General features: G+C 74.5%; 18 protein-coding genes. 6 read left to right on the forward strand and 12 right to left on the reverse strand.

Annotated features, from left to right (window positions below; translation table 11 throughout):
- Positions 1 to 7: 7 nt before the first annotated feature.
- From PHK61_RS21335 to PHK61_RS21345, 3 genes are all read right to left on the reverse strand, one after another.
- Positions 8 to 1393: a hypothetical protein gene (locus tag PHK61_RS21335; RefSeq protein WP_274283033.1), complete on the reverse strand. Its 1386-nt coding sequence runs from the start codon at positions 1391 to 1393 to the stop codon at positions 8 to 10.
- 152 nt (positions 1394 to 1545) lie between these two features.
- Positions 1546 to 2232: a class I SAM-dependent methyltransferase gene (locus PHK61_RS21340; RefSeq protein WP_274283034.1), complete on the reverse strand. Its 687-nt coding sequence runs from the start codon at positions 2230 to 2232 to the stop codon at positions 1546 to 1548.
- Positions 2229 to 3521, reverse strand: coding sequence for a lipopolysaccharide biosynthesis protein (locus tag PHK61_RS21345; protein WP_274283035.1), 1293 nt, complete (start codon positions 3519 to 3521; stop codon positions 2229 to 2231). The genes PHK61_RS21340 and PHK61_RS21345 overlap by 4 nt, the downstream gene beginning before the upstream one ends.
- 165 nt (positions 3522 to 3686) lie before the next feature.
- On the opposite strand from PHK61_RS21345, the gene PHK61_RS21350 reads away from it, so the two are divergent.
- Positions 3687 to 6860, forward strand: coding sequence for an arabinosyltransferase domain-containing protein (locus PHK61_RS21350; protein ID WP_274283036.1), 3174 nt, complete (start codon positions 3687 to 3689; stop codon positions 6858 to 6860).
- 10 nt (positions 6861 to 6870) lie between these two features.
- On the opposite strand, the gene PHK61_RS21355 is transcribed toward PHK61_RS21350, so the two are convergent.
- On the reverse strand, positions 6871 to 8820 hold the full coding sequence (locus PHK61_RS21355; protein WP_274283037.1) for an aconitate hydratase: 1950 nt from the start codon (positions 8818 to 8820) through the stop codon (positions 6871 to 6873).
- Positions 8821 to 8958: 138 nt separating this feature from the next.
- On the opposite strand from PHK61_RS21355, the gene PHK61_RS21360 reads away from it, so the two are divergent.
- A complete protein-coding gene (locus tag PHK61_RS21360; RefSeq protein ID WP_274283038.1) occupies positions 8959 to 12369 on the forward strand; it encodes an arabinosyltransferase domain-containing protein in 3411 nt (1136 codons plus the stop codon).
- A 3-nt stretch (positions 12370 to 12372) separates the two neighbouring features.
- On the opposite strand, the gene PHK61_RS21365 is transcribed toward PHK61_RS21360, so the two are convergent.
- Positions 12373 to 12633 carry a hypothetical protein gene (locus PHK61_RS21365; protein ID WP_274283039.1) on the reverse strand — a complete coding sequence of 87 codons (261 nt, stop codon included), beginning with the start codon at positions 12631 to 12633 and terminating at the stop codon, positions 12373 to 12375.
- A gap of 125 nt (positions 12634 to 12758) precedes the next feature.
- On the opposite strand from PHK61_RS21365, the gene PHK61_RS21370 reads away from it, so the two are divergent.
- The 3 genes from PHK61_RS21370 to PHK61_RS21380 all read left to right on the forward strand — a co-directional run bounded on the left by PHK61_RS21370 (position 12759) and on the right by PHK61_RS21380 (position 13759).
- Positions 12759 to 13004, forward strand: coding sequence for a hypothetical protein (locus PHK61_RS21370; RefSeq protein WP_274283040.1), 246 nt, complete (start codon positions 12759 to 12761; stop codon positions 13002 to 13004).
- 115 nt (positions 13005 to 13119) lie between these two features.
- On the forward strand, positions 13120 to 13272 hold the full coding sequence (locus PHK61_RS21375) for a hypothetical protein (protein WP_274283041.1): 153 nt from the start codon (positions 13120 to 13122) through the stop codon (positions 13270 to 13272).
- A gap of 91 nt (positions 13273 to 13363) precedes the next feature.
- On the forward strand, positions 13364 to 13759 hold the full coding sequence (locus tag PHK61_RS21380; protein ID WP_274283042.1) for a DUF2267 domain-containing protein: 396 nt from the start codon (positions 13364 to 13366) through the stop codon (positions 13757 to 13759).
- Here PHK61_RS21380 and rfbA read toward each other — a convergent pair.
- Both rfbA and rfbB read right to left on the reverse strand, forming a co-directional pair.
- On the reverse strand, positions 13756 to 14652 hold the full coding sequence (gene rfbA / locus PHK61_RS21385) for a glucose-1-phosphate thymidylyltransferase RfbA (RefSeq protein ID WP_274283043.1): 897 nt from the start codon (positions 14650 to 14652) through the stop codon (positions 13756 to 13758). The genes PHK61_RS21380 and rfbA overlap by 4 nt on opposite strands.
- Positions 14649 to 15662: a dTDP-glucose 4,6-dehydratase gene (rfbB, locus tag PHK61_RS21390; RefSeq protein WP_274283044.1), complete on the reverse strand. Its 1014-nt coding sequence runs from the start codon at positions 15660 to 15662 to the stop codon at positions 14649 to 14651. The genes rfbA and rfbB overlap by 4 nt, the downstream gene beginning before the upstream one ends.
- Positions 15663 to 15722: 60 nt before the next feature.
- On the opposite strand from rfbB, the gene PHK61_RS21395 reads away from it, so the two are divergent.
- A complete protein-coding gene (locus tag PHK61_RS21395) occupies positions 15723 to 16331 on the forward strand; it encodes a dTDP-4-dehydrorhamnose 3,5-epimerase family protein (protein WP_274283045.1) in 609 nt (202 codons plus the stop codon).
- Between the two features lies 1 nt (position 16332).
- Here PHK61_RS21395 and PHK61_RS21400 read toward each other — a convergent pair whose 3' ends face one another.
- Genes PHK61_RS21400 through PHK61_RS32115 form a run of 5 tightly spaced genes read right to left on the reverse strand, consistent with a single transcriptional unit; the run spans position 16333 to position 18777 of the window.
- Positions 16333 to 16818 carry an Asp23/Gls24 family envelope stress response protein gene (locus PHK61_RS21400; RefSeq protein ID WP_274283046.1) on the reverse strand — a complete coding sequence of 162 codons (486 nt, stop codon included), beginning with the start codon at positions 16816 to 16818 and terminating at the stop codon, positions 16333 to 16335.
- Positions 16819 to 16873: 55 nt separating this feature from the next.
- Positions 16874 to 17185 (reverse strand): gas vesicle protein K, encoded by a 312-nt coding sequence (locus PHK61_RS21405; protein ID WP_274283047.1) that lies wholly within the window; start codon positions 17183 to 17185, stop codon positions 16874 to 16876.
- Positions 17178 to 17444 (reverse strand): gas vesicle protein, encoded by a 267-nt coding sequence (locus PHK61_RS21410; RefSeq protein ID WP_420791421.1) that lies wholly within the window; start codon positions 17442 to 17444, stop codon positions 17178 to 17180. Before PHK61_RS21410 ends, PHK61_RS21405 begins: the two co-directional genes overlap by 8 nt.
- Entirely contained in the window at positions 17441 to 18208 is a 768-nt protein-coding gene (locus PHK61_RS21415) for a GvpL/GvpF family gas vesicle protein (RefSeq protein ID WP_274283048.1), read from the reverse strand. The genes PHK61_RS21410 and PHK61_RS21415 overlap by 4 nt, the downstream gene beginning before the upstream one ends.
- The gene (locus PHK61_RS32115; protein ID WP_420791422.1) at positions 18205 to 18777 is read right to left on the reverse strand and encodes a gas vesicle protein; all 573 of its coding nucleotides are present in this window, start codon (positions 18775 to 18777) and stop codon (positions 18205 to 18207) included. Before PHK61_RS32115 ends, PHK61_RS21415 begins: the two co-directional genes overlap by 4 nt.
- Positions 18778 to 18797 lie beyond the last annotated feature (20 nt).

Raw genomic sequence — 18797 nt, forward strand, 5'->3', positions numbered from 1 at the left:
GGCGGGCTCAGTTCGCGACCTGCGGGTCCGGCTCCGGCAGGAGGCGCGCCCACTCGTGCCGATCGGGCGACCGCGAGACGGGCCAGCGGCCGGGTCCGGGTTCGGTGAGGCCGAGCTCGAGGCGATACCTGACCGGCGTACGCGGGGGCACCTCGTAGTGGAGGTAGTTGAGCTCCCAGCTCGGGTGGGCGGCGCGCCACCGGGCGACCAGGTGGTCGACGCGGCCGGGGTCGGACAGCACCGGATCCACCACGGTGCAGCCCCGGTCCTGGCAGTAGAAGGCGAGCGCGCCGATCTCCCCGCCCATGACGACCCCGTCGGTGGGCAGGTCGCGGGCGATCGCCGCGTACTGGGCGTCGGTCGCCCAGTTCTGCCGCATCGGGGCGAGCCCCTCGACCCAGAGCGACCCGTGCGCGATCGAGCCGGCCACGCACCCGGCCACCACCAGGCCGGGCACCACCGCCGCCCAGGGCCGCGACCGGGCGGCGACCAGCACCAGCGCCAGCCCGAGCCCGGTGACGGCGGGCGCCAGGTAGTACTCGATGGGCGGGGTCTCGGTGCAGGCGAGGGCGCCGATGTGGGCGGCTCCGGCGGCACCGATCGCGACAGCTGACCACTGCTGTCGCCACAGGGCGATCCCCAGGGCCGCCAGCCCGGCCGCCAACGTCACGGCGACGGCGACCGTGGCCCACCCGTACGTCGGCCACCAGAAGGCGGGCGTGAACAGCGTCGAGCCACCCCAGGACCCGTTCGCCCACTTCACCGCGACCGAGTTCGCCCACGCTGACCCGAAGTGCAGCCAGGAGAACAGCACCCACGGCAACGCGACCGCGGCGCCGAGCGGCAGGGCCAGGACCAGTCGCCGGGACACGGTGACCGCCAGGACCACGACGGCCGCAACGGCGGCGATCGTGAGGTCCGGGCGGGCGAGGAACGCGGCACCCGTCAGGAGCCCCGTCGCACCCCATCGAGCGTCGCTGCCGTAGCGGACCACACCGATGATCACGGCGGAGCACAGGAACGGTTCGAGGCCGATCGCCGAGGTCAGGACGGGCGAGGTCGCCAGCAGCGCCGGTCCGACCACGGCGGCGACGGGGCCGCCGAGGTGGTGGAGCCACCAGGCGGCCACCGCGAGACAGGCGCACAACAGGAGGCCCGCGGCCAGGAAGGCCTGGTACCCGGTCAGGATGTGCAACCCGGCGAGCAGCCAGACGTTCAAGGGGGACGTCGCGGTGTTCGACTCGATCCCCGTCGTCAACGCCCACTGCCCGTGCTCGGCCAGGTTGCGCGCGAACGACAGCGAGATCAGTCCGTCGTCGGGCATCGCGTCGTGCGCGACCGCGAAGAGCACGACGCCGAGCAGAGCGCCCCAGGCGACCGGCCACTCCTGCACGAGCCGGCGGATCCCCGACGGGGAATGCTCCCCCACATCAGGAGCCGCGGACGGCTCGCGATCGGTCGTCAACCCCCCGGTCGCCATCGGACCAGCGTGCCGCAGGGGCACCCCCGGTTCGCGTCCGGGTCAGCGTGGGCGGACGGTCGGTCTCAGGGCCGGCGCAGCACGAAGATCGAGGACTCGCCGCTGCCGGGCCGCAGGACCAGGCGCCCGGACAGGAACTGCAGGAACGCCGGCACGGCGTGCAGGCCCGCGTCGAGCAGCTTCGGCAGCCGGCCGTAGGGCACGTCCCAGAGCCCGTCGGTGCCCTCGCGCTCGACGACGAACCCGCGGGCGGTGATGAACTCCCGCCACTCCGCGTGCGACTTCAGGTTGATGTGCGTCGGGTCGGCGAAGCCCATCCAGGCCTCGCCGGCGAGCTTCCTCCCCCGTCCGGCGGGGTCGGGCATGACGACCAGCGCGTGCCCGCCCGGGCGCAGGATGCGCCGCCAGGTCGTCAGGGTCTGCGACGCCACCTCGTCCTCGAGGTGCTCGAGCACGTGGATCGCGGTGAGGGCGCCGAAGGAGGCGTCGGCGAGCTCGGCGGGGTCGGTGGTGACCTCGCACCCGGGGGCGTTCGCCCGGGCGGTGCGCGCCGAGTACTCCGAGATCTCGAAGCCCGCCGCCGGCCCGAGGGCGGAGAGCCGGCGGACGAGGTGGCCGGTGCCGCACCCGAAGTCGAGGTAGGGCCCGCCGGCCGCGTAGCGGCGGACGAGCCGGGTGTAGTACCGCAGCGCCGGCCGGTCGTCGGCCTGCCCGTTGAAGCGGTAGTACTCCTCGTCGTACTCCAGGCTCACGACAGTTCCTCCCGGATGGCTCGGCGTCGCGACAACGCCAGGATCGAGCAGCTCACGACGGCGCCGATCACCGACCCGACCAGGAAGGCGACCTCGCCGGACAGGATCACCCCGGGCACGAGCCAGAACGTCAGCCCGGCGGCGGCCAGGCCGGCCATCCAGCTCAGGGCGACGTCGACGTGCCGGCCGCGGGCCACGTGGACCTGGGTGACGACGACGAGCCCGATGTGGGCGAGCACGCCGCAGATGATGAGCGCGAGGTCGAGCCCGCCGATGGCGTAGTCGTCGCCGAAGATGATCGAGACGATCGCGGGGCCGAGCCACCAGGCGAGCGGCACCGCGACGGCCGCGACCGCGACGAGCACCGCGACGCCCTTGACGAGCAGGACGAGCACCTCGCGGCGCCGTCCGCGGGCGATCAGCCGGGTCAGCGTCGGGACGACGGCCGACTGCAGCGGCACCACCATCGACAGCGGCGCCTTCGCCAGGGTGAACGCGGCGACGAAGACGCCGGCGGCCGCGATCTCCTGCCCGTCGGCGGCCTGCGCCACGACCAGCACCGGCAGCCCGTTGAGGAGGAGCTGGGCGCACACCGAGCCGACCAGCAGCGGGAGCGCGGCACGGGTCAGTCCCCGGGTGGTGACGGGGCCCATGGGCGTCCCGGCGGAGTACCGGCCCCAGGCCACGGCCCGGCGCCAGGCCGCGGGGAGCTGGGGCAGGTGCGACAGCGCGATGGCGGCCACTAGCGCCCAGCAGAACGCGGCGGCGTCCGCGCCGCCCAGGATGAAGACCGCGCTGGCGAGCCCGAGGCGCACCACGGCGTCGAGGACCATGACCGCGGCGTGCCGGACGAGGCGGTCGGTGCCGATCAGCGTGCCGCGCACGAGGAACTGGCCGGCCGAGACGACGCACAGCGCGACGAGCGCGAGCAGGACCGAGAGGTTGTCCTCGAGCGCCCGCGACACGATCGGCAGCGCGACGACGAGGACGACGAGGGCGATGCCGGCGAGGACGGCGGCGGCTCCCGTCGCGGCCCGCAGGAGGGCGCGACGGTCCCCGGGCAGCGGGAGGCGCCGCGCGAGCTCCTGCTCGAGAGGGAGGAAGGCACCGAAGCCCAGCACGAGGGCGAGCGCCCAGAACGACCCGAAGGTCGCGTACTCGGCCGGCGGCAGGGCGCGGGCGACCACGGCGAGGTAGACGTTGACGATCAGCCCGGACACCAGCACGCCCAGGCCGGCCGCGCCGATCAGCCTGCGGGCTCCGACGTTGCCGGGGGCCTGGTCGCTCACGGCGAGCGACTCCTCACTCGGTGCTGCAATGCCCACAGCGTAGTCGTGCCCCCTCCCGTGACCGTGGAGGACCCGGCCGTCGATCGTCGCGACCGCACCCTGCACGACCCGCACGGGGGCCGGGTTAGCGTGTCGACCTCAACGATCACGAGGGAGCGGCGGCTGGTGAGCACGGACGCCCCGCCGCCGATGTCGCCAGCCCGGGTCGTCGCGGTGATCTCGGGTCTGGTCGCGCTCGTGGGGGCGCTGCTGCTGCCCTTCGCGCCGGTGTCGATGAGCGTGCCCGAGGTCCGGTGGCCCGCGGACGTCCGCGACCCGGCGCCGACGATGCTGATGCTGACCGCCTACGACCCGCTCGACCTCGAGGCGCGCTTCAGCTGCCGCGTCGCCAGGGCCGCGGAGGCGACGCCGGAGGGCCTCGTCCTCTCGACGACGGGTCCGGCCGCCCGGGACGTCGACGCCGAGGCGCTCACCGTCCGGGCCCGCGACGGCGCCGTGACGATCCGCAGCGGCGGGGCGACCCTCTTCGCTGGCCCCGTGCCGCCGGGCGACTGCCGGTTCCTCGTCGCCGGCGACGACGACGCGATGCGCGTGGTCCTCGACGGGAGCACGGTCTCCGTCGTCCCCAGCCGGACGCCTGCGCCCGACCCGGACGTCCTGCCCGAGTCCGAGCCGGTGCCCGCCACGATCTCCGCCCTGCCCGGGATCGACGCCCTGCGGACCTCGACGGCGGGCCGTCCGGACGCGAGCGCCGACGACCTGTCCGTGCGCCTCACGGTCGACGACGCCTTCGCCCACGGGCCGGCGCCGCTCAAGGGCACGCTCATCGCCCTCGTCGTCGCCGCCCTGCTCGCCGGCGCGGTCGCCCTGGCCGTGGAGGGGACGCGGCGCCGCGGGCTCCGCCTGCCGGGCCGGGGATGGATCCGGCGCGTCCGGCTGCGCGCGGTCGACGTCGTCGTCCCCGCGACCCTGCTCGCCTGGCTGGTCCTCGCGCCGATGACCGACGACGACGGCTACTACAGCGCCATGGCGGCCAACGTCCCGTTCTCCGGGTACGTGCCGAACTACTACCAGCTCGCCAACCAGGGCTTCACGCCCTTCTCCTGGCCCTACTACGCCCTGTCCTGGTGGCAGACGACGGCCGGCGCCGCGCCGGTGGTGCTGCGCGTCCCGGCGCTGCTCCTCGGCCTCGGCACCTGGGCGCTGATCCGGGTGTTCGTGGCGCGGGCCGGGCTCCTGGGGGCGGTGCCAGGGGACGGGACGGGGGACGGGACGCGGCTGCGGCGCTGGGCGCACCCGTGGGCGCGGGTGGCCCTCGCGGCGGGGTTCCTCGCCTGGTGGCTGCCCTACGACATGGGGGTCCGGCCGGAGCCGGTGGTCGCCTTCTTCTCGGCGGCGGCGCTGGTCGCCGTGGCCGAGGGGCTCGAGCGCCACCGGACGTGGCTGCTCGGCCTCGCGGTCGGCCTCGCCTCCGCCGGCCTCATGGCGGCGCCGACCGGCTTCACCGCCCTGGCGCCCCTGCTCGTCGCCGCGCCCGCGGTGTGGCGGCGGTTCCGGCGGGAGGCGACCTCGTGGTGGGCGGTGGCCGGTCGCTGGGTCGTGGTCCTCGCACCGGTCGCCGTGGGGAGCCTGCTGGGCTTCGCCGACGGCGCCTACCGGGACTTCGTCCGGTCCCAGGAGATCTTCGCGCCGATCCAGCGGGCGCAGACCTGGTACGAGGAGGTGATCCGCTACGGCTGGCTGCTCGGCGACGACTCGCACTTCGGCTCCTACGCCCGCCGGGCGGCCGTCCTGGTGTGCCTGCTGGCCCTCGTCGGGTTCCTCGTCCTGCTCGTCGCCGCCCGCGTGCGCGACGTGGTCGTGCCGTCGCGGCTCCCCCTCGCCGGCTGGACCACCGTGCTCGCGTTCGTGCTGCTCCTGCCCACGCCGAGCGCGCCGACCCACCACTTCGGCGCCCTCGCCGGGGTCGGGGCGGCGTTCCTGGCGCTGTTCCTCGCCGACGGCCCCCACCTGCTCGCGGCGGTCGACCGGGGCCGCGCCGTCCCCCGACCCGCCCTGCTCGCGGCCGGGGCCGCGGCGGTCCTCGTGTTCGCCCTGGCCGGGCACGGACGCAACCTGTGGCCGTTCAGCTGGGGGCTCGGCGTGCCGGACTACGGCGGCTACCCCGCGCTCGGCGGGCTCGCCCTCGACCAGCCGCTGTGGTGGGCGCTCGGGCTCGTCGCGGTCACGGTCGCCGTGTGGGTGCTCGCCGCCCGGTACGCCCCGACGTGGCGCCGGCTCGCCCCCGCCCTGGCGATCCCGCCGATGGTCGGCGTCTTCCTCCTGACCTCCACCGGCTGGATGCTCGGCGACCTCACCCGCGCGACGGTCACGACCACGTCCACGTGGTCGCCCCAGGCGGACGCCTGGAACGATCCCGGGGCGACCCGCTGCGGCGCCGCCGGGCAGATGGACGTCCTCGCGCCGGGCGGTGGGCGGGCGCTGCCGCGCGCCGCCCCGTCGGCGCCGCTGCCCCCGGCCGACGCCGCCGGCGCCGTCGAGGTCGTGGCCGCCGAGCCCGCGACGGACGCCGTCCCGCTCGCGCCCGACCTGCCCGCCGGCATCCCGGTCTTCGGCAACGACGTCGTCCCCGCGACCGGGACGACCCCCGACGCGCGCCCCGGCACCGTCGCCACCGACTGGTACCGGCTGCCCGCACCACCGACGGACGGCGCCGTGGTCGTCGGCGTGTCCGGTGGCCTCGACGGCGAGGACGCGCCCCGGGTCGAGTACGGGCGCGAGACGGCCGGGGGGTTCGAGCCCGTCGGCAGCGGTCGCCCGCTCGCCGACGCGGAGAGCTCGCCGGCCTGGCGGACGGTGCCCCTCCTCGACGACCTCGCCCCGCCCCCCGGGGCGGACGTCGTCCGCCTGCTCGGCGCCGCCGGGAGCAGCGACCCCGAGGCACGGCCGGCCTTCACGGCCCCGTTCGAGCGGCCGTGGGTGGCGCTCGACCAGGTCCTGCCGGCCGACGCCCCCGTCGGGGTCGCGTGGCAGGTCAAGTTCCTCTTCCCCTGCCAGCGGCAACCGCGTCAGCAGGCCGGCGTCACCGAGCCCGCGGCGGGCGCGATCGGGATGGGCCACACGCGGGAGGCCGCGCTGGCCGACTGGATGTTCGACCCCGACCGGGGCGGGCTCCTGGGGCACGCCCACCGCGAGGCGGACGTCACGCGACTGACCGCCCGCTTCCGCGACGTCGACGGCGAGGTCGACGACCTCTGGGTCCTCCGGTACCGCCAGCCCTTCCCCGCGCAGCGCTACGAGCTGGTCCGCGAGCACCGGACGGTGTCGGGTCTGCCCTGACCGGCGCGGCTCAGGTCTGCTCGGCGAGCTGCCGGATCAGTCCGCCGTCGAGGACCATGCGGACCTGCCGCTCGGAGAGCCGGTGGCGGAAGGTGAACTCGGTCCCGTCGACCGTGCCGACGACCTCGTCGCCGCCCCGGAGCTGGTCGTGGAGGTCGGAGAACGCCAGCGTGGCGCCCTGCGCCACGGACTCGCGGTCCTTCTCGCCCGTGAACTCGAGGGCGAGGATCCCGAAGTTCGCGAGGTTCTGCCAGTGGATGCGGGCGAACGACTCGGCGACGACGACACGCAGCCCGAGGTAGCGCGGGCAGATCGCGGCGTGCTCGCGGGACGAGCCCTGGCCGTAGTTCTCGCCGCCGACGATCGCGTGGCCGGTCGAGTCCTTGATCTCCTCGGCTCCTGCCGGGTAGTCGGGGTCGATCCGGGTGAACGCGAAGCGCGCCAGGGCCGGGATGTTCGAGCGGTAGGGCAGCGCCTCCGCCCCCGCCGGCGAGATGTCGTCGGTGGAGATGTCGTCGCCCACCGCGAGGAGGACCGGCACCTCGAAGGAGTCCGGGAACGGCTCGAACTCCGGCAGACCGGAGATGTTCGGCCCCTTGACCAGCTCCACCTGTGCGGCCTCGTCGGGCGGGGGCGGCTCCTCGAGCATCCCGGGGATCACCGTGGGCTCCGGTAGGTCGAGGTCGCCCCACTCGAGGCCGAGCTCGTCGGCGAGCGCTCGGGGGTCGGTGATCTCGCCGCGCAGCGCGCTGGCCGCGGCGGTCTCCGGCGAGCAGAGCCAGACCCGGTCGTCCGGTCCCCCGCCGGAGCGCCCGGGGAAGTTGCGGGGGAAGGTCCGCAGCGAGTTGGTGCCGGGTGCCGGGGCCTGCCCCATGCCGATGCAGCCCATGCACCCGGACTGGTGGAGGCGGGCGCCCGCGGCGATGAGCGAGGTCGTCCCGCCCCACCGGGTCAGGTCGGCGAGGATCGGGCGCGAGGTCGGGTTGATGTCGAAGCTGACGCCGGTGTGCGTCTGCCGACCGTCGACGATGCGGGCGGCGATCGCGAAGTCCCGCAGGCCCGGGTTGGCCGACGACCCGATGACGACCTGCCCGACCGGGGTGCCGACGACCTCGCGCACCGGGACAACGTTGGCCGGCGAGGACGGCTGGGCGATGAGCGGCTCGAGCTCGGAGAGCTCGATGTGCTCGGTGACGTCGTACTCCGTGCCCTCCTCCGCGAGGAGCTCGGTGAAGTCGTCCTCGCGGTCCTCGCCCGCGAGGAAGCGGCGGACCTCCTCGTCCGCGGGGAAGACGCTCGTCGTCGCGCCGAGCTCGGCGCCCATGTTGGTGATGACGTGCCGGTCCATCGCGGTCAGACCCGCGAGCCCGGAGCCGTGGTACTCGATGATCCGGTTGGTGCCGCCCTTGGTGCCGTGCCGGCGCAGCATCTCGAGGATGACGTCCTTGGCCGAGCACCACGGCGGCAGCTCGCCGGTCAGCTCGACACCCCAGATCTCGGGCATCCGGATGCTCAGGGGCTGGCCGGTGATCGCCATGGCGACCTCGAGCCCGCCGACCCCGATCGCCAGCATGCCCAGCGACCCGCAGGCCGGGGTGTGCGAGTCCGAGCCGATCATCGTCTTGCCGGGCTTGCCGAACCGCTGCATGTGCGTCGGGTGCGAGACGCCGTTGCCCGGCTGCGAGTACCAGAGCCCGAAACGGCGCGCCGCCGAGCGCAGGTAGGCGTGGTCCTCGGCGTTCTTCTCGTCGGCCTGCAGCAGGTTGTGGTCGACGTACTGCACCGACACCTCGGTCTGCACGCGGTCGAGCCCGAGCGCCTCGAGCTCCTGCATGACGAGCGTGCCCGTGGCGTCCTGTGTGAGCGTCTGGTCGATGCGCAGGGCGATCTCCTCGCCCGGCGTCATCTCGCCGTCGACCAGGTGGGACGCGATGAGCTGGTGTGCGACGCCGTGCGGCATGGTTCCTCCCGGGGTTCCGAAGGACGGTTACCCCGATCGGCGCGCAACGCAGTCCCCCGGCCAGGCGTCCACGGCTGGGGAGGGACCGGTGACTACTGTCGCGGTCGCAGGGCACCGATCGAGGGGGCGTTCGGAAGGGTGAGCACGGACGCCCGGACCCGGGACACGCAGCACCCGGGTGACGTGCCCCCGCACCGCGGCCGCCCGGCCCGCTCGATCGCCGCGCTGACCGCGACCGTGGCCGGCCTGGTCGCCCTCGTCGGCGCGCTGCTGCTGCCGTTCGCGCCGGTCAGCGTGAGCACCCCGCAGGTCGGCTGGCCGCCCGACCCCCGCGACCCGGCACCGACCATGCTGATGCTCACGGCCTACGAGCCCGCGAGCCTCGAGGCGCGGTTCAGCTGCCGCACCGCGCGGGCGGCGGCCGGGAGCCCCGACGGCGTCGTCCTCGCGACGATGGGGCCGGAGTCGCCGGACATCGAGCAGGAGGCGCTGACGGTCGTCGTCCGGGACGGCGGCGTGCGCGTCCGCAGCGGCGGCGCCGACCTGTTCGCCGGGCCGCTCCCGCCGGGCGACTGCGGATTCGTCGTGACCGGGGACGGCACGACGATGCGCGTCGCACTCGACGGCGCCGTGCTGACCACGACCGGACCCCGGCCGGCCGTGGTCGATCCCGACGAGCTCCCCGACTCCCAGCCGGTCCGCGAGCCGATCAGCCCGATGCCCGAGGTCGACGTGCTGCGGACCTCGGCGCCCGCCGTGCCGGGGGCGACCCCCGACGACCTCGCGGTGCGGCTCGACCTCGACGACGCGTTCGCCCACACCCCGGCGCCGCTGAAGTCCGCGCTCATCGGGGTCACGATCGCGGCGCTCGTGGTCGGCGCCGCGGCGATGGTCGTCCTCGCCGCCCTCGCGAGGCGGGCGGACGGCTCCCGCACCGCGGGCCCGGTCGGGTCCCGCACGCTGGCGAGGATCCGCCGCCGCCTGGGCCGGCGGGCGGGCGCGGCGCCGTACGGGCTGCGCCCCCGCGGGGTGGACGTCGTGGTGCCCGCCGTGCTCGTCGCGTGGCTGTTCCTCGCCCCCCTGACCGACGACGACGGCTACTACAGCGCCATGTCGGCCAACGTGCCCTTCTCGGGGTACGTGTCGAACTACTTCCAGCTCTTCAACCAGGGGTACACGCCGTTCTCGTGGCCGTACTACGTCCTGTCCTGGTGGGAGGGCGTCGTCGGGTTCGGCCCGGTGATGCTGCGGCTGCCGGCCCTGGCGCTGGGCATCGGGACCTGGTTCCTGGCCCGCGCCTACGTGTCGTCCACGCCCCTGCTCGGGCCCCGCGGGCTGTCGGCGTGGTGGGCCCCGGCCCTGGCCCGGCTCGCCCTCGCCGCGGCGTTCCTGGCGTGGTGGCTTCCCTACGACATGGGGGTCCGCCCGGAGCCGGTCGTCGCGTTCTTCACGGTGGCGACACTCGTCGCGGTGGCCGAGGGCCTCGAGCGCCGGCGGCTCGCGCTGCTCGGGCTCGCGGTCGGGCTCGCCATGGCCGGGCTGATGGCCGCGCCGACCGGTTTCATCACGCTCGCCCCGCTGGTCGCCGCGGCGCCGGCGACGTGGCGGCACATCCGCGAGCGCTCGGCGACGCCCTGGGCGGCGGCCGGCCGCTGGGTCGTGGTGCTCGCCCCGCTCGCCGTGGGGAGCCTGCTGGGCTTCGCCGACGGGGCGTACCGCGACTTCGTCCGCTCGCAGGAGATCTTCGCGCCGATCCAGCGGCCGCAGGTCTGGTACGAGGAGGTGCTGCGGTACGAGGCGCTCCTCGACACCATGTCCCACCACGGGTCCTACGCCCGCCGCACCGCGCTCCTGGTCTGCTTCCTCGCGCTCGTCTGGTTCCTGGTGCTGCTGGTCGCGGCCCGCGCGCGGGACCTCGTCGTCCCGGCGCGCCTCCCGCTGGCCGGCTGGTCGACGCTGCTGGCCTTCGCCCTGCTGCTGCCCACCCCGAGCAAGCCGACCCACCACTTCGGGGCCTTCGCCGGCCTCGGGGCGGTGCTCATCGCCCTCGTGCTGGTCGAGGCCCCGCGCCTGCTCGCCGGGATCGACCGGCATCGGCGCGTGCCCCAGGTCGCGCTGGTGGCGTCCGGCGTGGCCGCCGTGCTGGTCTTCGCCCTCGCCGGACACGGCCGCGCCCTGTGGCCCTACGACTGGGGCCTGGGCCGGCCGGCCGCCGGCGACTTCCCCTCGGTGCGGGGCGTCGAGTTCGACCGGCCGCTGTGGTGGGCGCTCGGGCTCGTCGCCGTGACCGCGCTCGTGTGGCTCCTCGCGCGGTGGCGGGCTCCGCACCTGCGGCGCCTCGCGCTCGCGGTGTCCGTGCCGGTGACGGCATGTGTCCTGCTCGTCGCGGTCACGGTCTGGACGGTCGGTGACCTCGCCCGCGCGGCCGGGCGCACCGCGGAGGGCTGGTCCCCGCAGGTCGACGCCCTGCGCGACCCCGGCGGCACCCGCTGCGGGCTGGCGCAGCAGATCGACGTCCTCGATCCCCGCAGCTCGCGGGCCCTGCCGCCGGTGGTCCTGCCCGGCCCGGCGCCGGACGCGCCGGTGCCGGCCCTCGACGACCCGGAGGCCCCGCTCCCCGAGGAGCGCACCGAGCCGTTCATCCCCGGCGCGTTCTTCCCCCGCAGCCCGCTGCCACCGGACGTGCCGCCCGGGACGTCGGCCTGGGGCAGCTTCCTGGTGCCCGCGCCGGACGCGACCGCCGACGCCCGCCAGGGCCTGTTCGCCACCGACTGGTTCCGGCTCCCGGACCCCGAGCGGGGCGGCGTCGTCGTCTCCGTGTCCGGGCGGACCGGCGACGACGTGTCCCTGCGCGCCGAGTACGGGCGGCGGGGGCCGGCGGGCTTCGTCCCGTTGGGCGGCACGCCGGTGGCGACGGAGGACGAGTCCACCGCCTGGCGCGCGGTGGCGCTGACCGAGCACGCGGACCCAACGCCCGGCGATGGGACGCAGACCGGCGAGGTCGACCCCGGCACCGGCATCCCGGTCGCCACCGAGGCCGAGGCCGAGGACTCCGGCGAGGACTCCGCAGCGAATGCGGCCCCGCCGCCGGGGGCCGAGATGGTCCGCCTCGTCGCCGACGACCGCAGCGCCTCGACGGGCGGCTGGCTGGCGTTCACGGCGCCGATGGAGCGTCCGTGGGTGCCGCTGCAGCAGTTCCTGCCGGCGGACGCCCCCGTCGGGCTGCCGTGGCAGATCGGCTTCCTCTTCCCGTGCCAGCGCCAGCCGCGCCAGCAGGACGGGATCACCGAGCCGGCGGTGGCCGCCATCGCCTTCGGTGAGACCCCCGACGCGGCGCTCGGCGACTGGACGTACAACCCGGTCCGCGGCGGCCTCCTGGGCCACGCCAGGCGAGAGGTGCCACGCGGCGAGCCGACCCAGCTCACCACGCGCGTGCGCGGGGTCGGCGACGAGATCGACGACATCCACGTCGTCGACCTGCGCCCGCCCTACCCGGCGACCGCCTACGACCTCACCCGCGGCCGGCAGACCCTCCCGGGGTGGCCGTGAGGGTCAGCCCGGCTTCGCGGCCGCCTGCGTCACGTAGGTCTCGACGACCTGGCGCGCCTCGTAGATCGTGCGCGCGCTGCCCCAGGCGTTCGGGTCGAGGCGGTTGTGGGTCCAGCCGCCCGGCAGCAGCCGGGTGCCGAGGCTGAGGTGGCCGACCTCGCGGTGCCAGAGGATCTCGGACTGGAAGCCGCGCGGATCGTCCCAGTGCCAGGAATAGCCGTAGTCCTCCGTCTGCTCGAAGACCTCGACGCCGTCGATCTCCATGGCCCGCCTCCCGTCGCGACCCCCCTCCGGGCGTCCCGATCTAGGATCGGTAGTCGCCGTCATCCCGACGCGCGGCACTCGGAGCAACTTCTGCTGCGTCCGGCCGAATGTCGTGGAGGACACCCGTGACGGTCTACGTATCTCTCCCGCAGATCCCGCTGACGCTCAAGTTCGAGGAGGACCTCGGCGCGGTGGTGGACCGCTTCCACCAGCTGATCAGCGACGGCGAGGTCCACCGGTACGCGCTCACCGAGAACCAGGCGGTGCTCGTGAACTACGGCGTGATCGCCTCCGCGACGTTCGCGGAGGGCCCGCGCACCCTCGAGGTGTCGGAGCTGAACCGCGGACTGTCCGCCCGCCTCGACGACTGACCCCGCGGGGGCGTGGGACGTCCGGAGCATCGGTTTCGTCCGCCGCGGACCCGAAAGTCACCCGCTCGGCGACCTCAGCGTGACGGACACGACCTCGGCGGTTACCGTACGGAACATGCAACGGGTGGTAGGGCTCCTCGCTCTGGCCCTTGTGCTGTTCTGGATCATCGACTCGCCGGCCACCGCCGCGGCGACGGTGACCAACATCCTCGCGATCCTCGTGTCGTTCGCCGAGTCGTTGGTGCTGTTCGTCCAGAGCCTCTTCTGATCGCTCCTCCGCGCGACGTGTGCGCCCCGTGCACCGCCGGGCACCCGCGCACGTCCCGATCCCACGGGGTCACGAGCGCGAGAGGAGAACGATGCAGCAGCAGGAGTTCGTCAGTGCGGTCAAGGAGAGCCTCGACCTGCCCGACAACCGGAGCGCCGAGCGGGCCGTGCGCGCCACGCTGACCGTCCTCGGACAGCGTCTCGAGGGCGGCGAGGCCAAGGACCTGGCCTCCCAGCTCCCCGGCGGCCTGGCCGACGCGCTGCCCGCCCAGGGAGCCGGCGAGCGGTTCGACGTCGACACCTTCTACCAGCGCATCGCCGAGCAGGAGGGCGAGGGCGTCACGGTCGCGCAGGCCCGCCAGCACGCCCGGGCGATCGCCAAGGGGCTGGAGACCGCGCTGTCCGACGGCGAGTGGCAGAACTTCACCAGCCAGCTCCCGAAGGACTTCCAGGACTTCCTCGGCACCGAGCCCGTCGAGAAGCACTAGGAGGTCGTGGCCGCTCCGGCGCGGCGGGCGATGTCCATGACGTAGTCGCCGTAGCCGGAGCTGGCCTGGCGTTCGCCGAGCAGGTAGGCCTGGTCGGCGGTGATCCATCCCTTGGCCAGGGCGATCTCCTCGAGGCAGGCGAAGCGCACGCCCTGGCGGTGCTCGAGGACCTGGACGTACTGGCTGGCCTCGATCAGGGATTCGTGGGTGCCGGTGTCGAGCCAGGCGAAGCCGCGCCCGAGGTCGATCAGGCGGGCGTCGCCGCGGTCGAGGTAGGCGCGGTTGACGTCGGTGATCTCGAGTTCGCCGCGCGCGGAGGGGCTCAGGGTGGCGGCGATGTCGAGCACGTCGTTGTCGTAGAAGTAGAGCCCGGTGATGGCCCGGTTGGAGCGCGGGCGGGCGGGTTTCTCCTCGATGGAGAGCAGCCGCCCGCTCGGGTCGGCCTCGCCGACGCCGTAGCGGCCGGGGTCGCGCACGGGGTAGCCGAACAGCACGCAGCCCTTCTCCGCCTCGAGCCGGGCCGCTTCCCGCTCGAGCAGGGTGGAGAAGCCCTGGCCGTGGAAGATGTTGTCGCCCAGCACCAGCGCGGCGGTGTCGTCACCGACGTGCTCGGCGCCGATGAGGAACGCCTCGGCCAGCCCGTTCGGGGCGGCCTGCTCGGCGTAGGAGAACGACACCCCCAGCTCGGCGCCGTCGCCGAGCAGACGCTCGAAGGCGGGCAGGTCGACCGGGGTGGAGATCACCAGGATCTCGCGGATCCCGGCCAGCATCAGCACCGAGATCGGGTAGTAGATCATCGGCTTGTCGTAGACCGGCAGCAGCTGCTTGGACACCGCGCGGGTCACCGGGTGCAGCCGCGAGCCACTGCCCCCGGCCAGCACGATCCCCTTCACGTCGTGCCCCAGTCCGTGTCGGCCCCCTCGACGACCGGGCTGCGTCCGATCAGCGGGCGCCACCACGCCTCGTTCTGCCGGTACCAGTCCACCGTCGCCGCGATCCCCTCGTCCCACCCAATCCGCGGGGCCCAGCCGAGCTCGGTGCGCAGCTTGGAGCTGTCGAGCAGGTAGCGCCGGTCGTGGGACGGCCGGTCCGGGACGATCGTCTTCAGCTCCGGTCCCAGGCCCAGCGCCCCGAGCACGCTGTCGGCGATGCCCTCGATGTCGACCTCGTGCCCGGAACCGACGTTGTAGGTCTCCCCGATCCGCCCGTGCGCGAGGACCGCGTCGATCGCGGCGGCGTGGTCGTCGACGTGCAGCCACTCGCGGCGGTTCTTCGTCGAGGCGTAGAGCGGCAGCGCCTCCCCCGCGAGCGCGCGGGTGGTGAACAGCGGGATGACCTTCTCCGGGAACTGGAAGGGTCCGTAGTTGTTGCTGCAGTTGGTGATCGTCGCCGGCAGGTCGTAGGTCAGTCCGTAGGACCTGACCACGTGATCACCGCCGGCCTTCGCCGCGTTGTAGGGCGTGCGCGGGAGGTAGGGGGACTCCTCGGTGAAGGCGTCGTCCGCATCGAGGGGCAGGTCGCCGTAGACCTCGCAGGTCGAGATGTGGTGCAGCCGCGCGACCCCCACCCGGCGCACCGCCTCGCACAACCCCTGGGTGCCCATCACGTTGGTGGCGAAGAAGTCGCCGGGGCGCAGGATCGCCAGCGAGTTGTGCGACTCCGCGGCGAAGTTCACCACCACGTCCACCCCGTGAGCCCGCAACAGGTGCTCCACCAGCTCGGTGTTCGCGATCGAGCCGTGCACGAACTCCACACCGGGCAGACCCTCGACGTTCTCCCGCACCCCGGCGTAGGTCAGCGCGTCGAGCCCCACCACCCGGTCCCCCGGGTGCTCACGCCGCCAGTACCGCACGAAGTTCGACCCGATGAACCCCGCGGCACCGGTCACCAGAACCGTACTCATCGTCTCCCTCGGCCGGGCGTGACGGCGATCCTCCCACGCACGTCCCTAGGCTCCACCGACGTGGAGAGCGAGGAGATGGCCGTCCCCGGCGCCTGGAGGTTCACGCCGCCGGTGTTCCCGGACGCCCGCGGCATGTTCGCCGCGCCGTTCCAGGGCCGGCACCTCCGCGCCGCCGTCGGCCACGACCTCGCGGTGGCGCAGGCGAACACGAGCGTGTCCCGCCGCGGTGTGCTGCGCGGGGTGCACTACGCCGACGTCCCGCCCGGGCAGGCGAAGTACGTGCACTGCGTGGCCGGCGCGGTCCTCGACGTCGTCGTCGACCTCCGCGTCGGGTCGGCCACCTTCGGCCGGTGGGACGCGGTGCGCCTCGACCCCGTGTCGATGTCCGCGGTCTACCTCGCCGAGGGCCTCGGGCACGCCTTCCTGGCGCTCGAGGACGGCACCGTGACCAGCTACCTCTGCTCGACGCCGTACGACCCGGCGGCCGAGCACGGCGTCGATCCCCTCGACCCCGCACTCGGCCTCCCGTGGGAGCAGCACATCGGCCGCGACGACCTGGTCCTGTCGGACAAGGACCGGGCGGCGCCGACGCTGGCGCAGGCCCGCGCGGCGGGCACGCTCCCGACGGTCGAGGCGTGCCGCGCGCGGGCCGACGAGCTGCGGGGGTAGCTCAGAGCGTGGCGGCCGGCGGCGCGACCGGGTCGGCGTCGGCGTCCACGTCCGCCCCGGGGAGGTGCACGTCGGTGATGACGATGTTGAGCTCGACGACGGTGACGCCGGCGATCTCCTCGACGGCCTTGGGCACGTGCCGGCGCAGCGCGCGGACCAGCTCGCGGGCCCCCACGCCGTACTCGATCTCGACGTCGAGGCCGACGTGGGCCTGCTGCTCGGCGAGCTCCACCCGCACGCCGGCGGTGTTCTCGGTGTTGCCGGTCAGGGTCTGGCGCACGGCGCCGACGGCCCGCGACGTGCTCCCGCCGAGCGCGACGACGCCGGGGATCTCGCGCGCGGCGAAGGCGGTCACCTTCTGGACCACCGACGGGAGCACCTCGGTGGTGCCCTCGACGGTCGTCGGGTCGCCCGCGGCGCCGGGGACGGAGGTGGCGGTCGGGGTGGGGCTGGACGGGGTGCTGCCCGGACGCTGAGCGCTGGTCATGGGCCCCGAGTACCCCGCCGTGACGGAGCGGAGTCCGCCCGTTCGGCGGCTCCTGTCACCGGTCGCGGGGCAGCAGCGGACCGAGCGGTCCGAGATCGAGGTTGAGGTCGTCCGCGGTGAGCCCGAACTGCTCGGTGAGCTCGTCCATCGCGTCGGCGAGGTGCATCAGCGACGTGCCGAGGTCCTCCTCCTCCTGCTCGGTGAGGTCGCCCTGCTCGACCCGCCGGATCGCCTGGCGCTCCATCAGCTGCCGGAGCAGCTCGACGATCGTGAGCACGAGCTTCATGAGGTCGCGGCGCACCGCGTCCTTGTCGATCTCGATGCGGTTGGCGCGGGTGCGGCCCGGCTCCTCGGTGTCGTCAGCCATGACCGGACTCCAGCTCGCGATCGGCTCTCTCGGCGCGGGCGGCGAGGGTCCCCGGTCGCTCCACCGGCGCGATCGACGTGATGAGGGCGCGCAGCGAGATGCGCACGAGGTCGACGCCGGCCAGCGAGATCGTCAGGTCGCCGGCGAGCACGACGCCGCCGGCCAGGAGGCGGTCGAGCAGGTCGACGAGCGCGACCTCCTCGTCCCCGAACAGCGACGTCGCCCGGGGTTCGAGCTCTCCCGAACCCGGCCCGGTCACGGAGCGCCCTGCGCCGCCTGCGCGAAGGAGTAGGGCACCCACGGGCCGGTGACCTCCACGCGGATCCGCGGGTGGTCGCCGAGGGACGCGACGAGGGCGCGGAGCTCGTCGGCGCGCTCGACCGGCAGGAGGTAGGCGTGGTTGAGCACCATCGGGTCCGACTGCCCGGACAGCTGCGCGTCCTGGAGACGGTGGCTGCGGGTCGCGGCCGCGAGCGCGCTGACCTCGGCGTCCACCTCGGCGGCGGCGGCGCGCGCGTCGTCGAGCGAGGTCTCGCTCTCGCGCAGCGCCTTGCGCCGCTGCCGCAGGTAGTCGGCGCCGGACGTCGGCTTCGCCGCCTCTGCGCCGGCGGCGGCCCCGCCGCCCTTGCGCGCGTAGATCTTCAGTCCCCACTCGGCACGGCCGGCGAGGCGGTCGAGTGCGGCCGCGAACGTGTCCCGGCCCTCGGCCAGCACGGCCCGCACGCGCTCGTCGTCGAAATAGACGGTCGCGAGCGCGAGCGGGGCGACGAGGTGGTCGTGCCCGAGGGTGTCGACGACGTGGTGGTGGGCCCGCGCGGTCGCCGCCAGCCACTCGAGGTCCTCCAGGCGCTCCTCGAGCGCCCGCTCCTCGAACTCGCCGCGGTCGACGTCGCTCACCACCGCCGTCACCCCGTCCCCGGTGAGCAGACGGACGGGCCCGCCCCCGACGCCGGTGAGGCCGCCGACCGCCGCCGGCTCGACGTCGCGGGCGAGCGCGTACACGTAGGTCAGCGTGTCGCTCACCCGTCGGCCCGCCGCCGCCGCTGGCCCTGCTGCTGGCCCTGCTTGTCGCCCTGACCGGTTGAGCGCTTGCGGCGCGCCGGCTGCGGTGCGGGCTCGGGCTCCGGCTCGTCGTCCACGATCTCGGCGTCCTCGACGTCCTCTGCGTCCTCGAGGTCGTCGGCGTCGTCGGTCTCGTCGAGCTCCTCCTCGTCGTCGCCGCCCTCGAGGGCCGGAGCGTGCCCGTTGCGGCCCTCCAGCGCCTCCAGCCGCTCGCGCAGGCGCCGGTTCTCCTCCTCGAGCTGCTGGTGCCCGGAGGAGAGGGTGGGATCGCGCTCCCACCAGTCGATCCCCATCTCCTTGGCGCGGTCGACCGACGCGACGATCAGCCGCAGCTTGATCGTCAGCAGCTCGATGTCGAGCAGGTTGATCTGGACGTCGCCCGCGATGACGATGCCCTTGTCCAGGACCCTTTCGAGGATGTCGGCGAGGTTCGTCCCGTCGCCACCGCCGCCCTGCCGTGCCGGGGACCCGCCTGCCGCCTGGTTCGGGGTCGACGGCATCTGCCCGGTCCAACGCACCGGGTCGTTCATGGGTTGCTTCCTCTCGTGTC

Source organism: Actinomycetospora lutea (assembly GCF_028737205.1).
Taxonomy (GTDB): Bacteria; Actinomycetota; Actinomycetes; order Mycobacteriales; family Pseudonocardiaceae; genus Actinomycetospora; species Actinomycetospora lutea.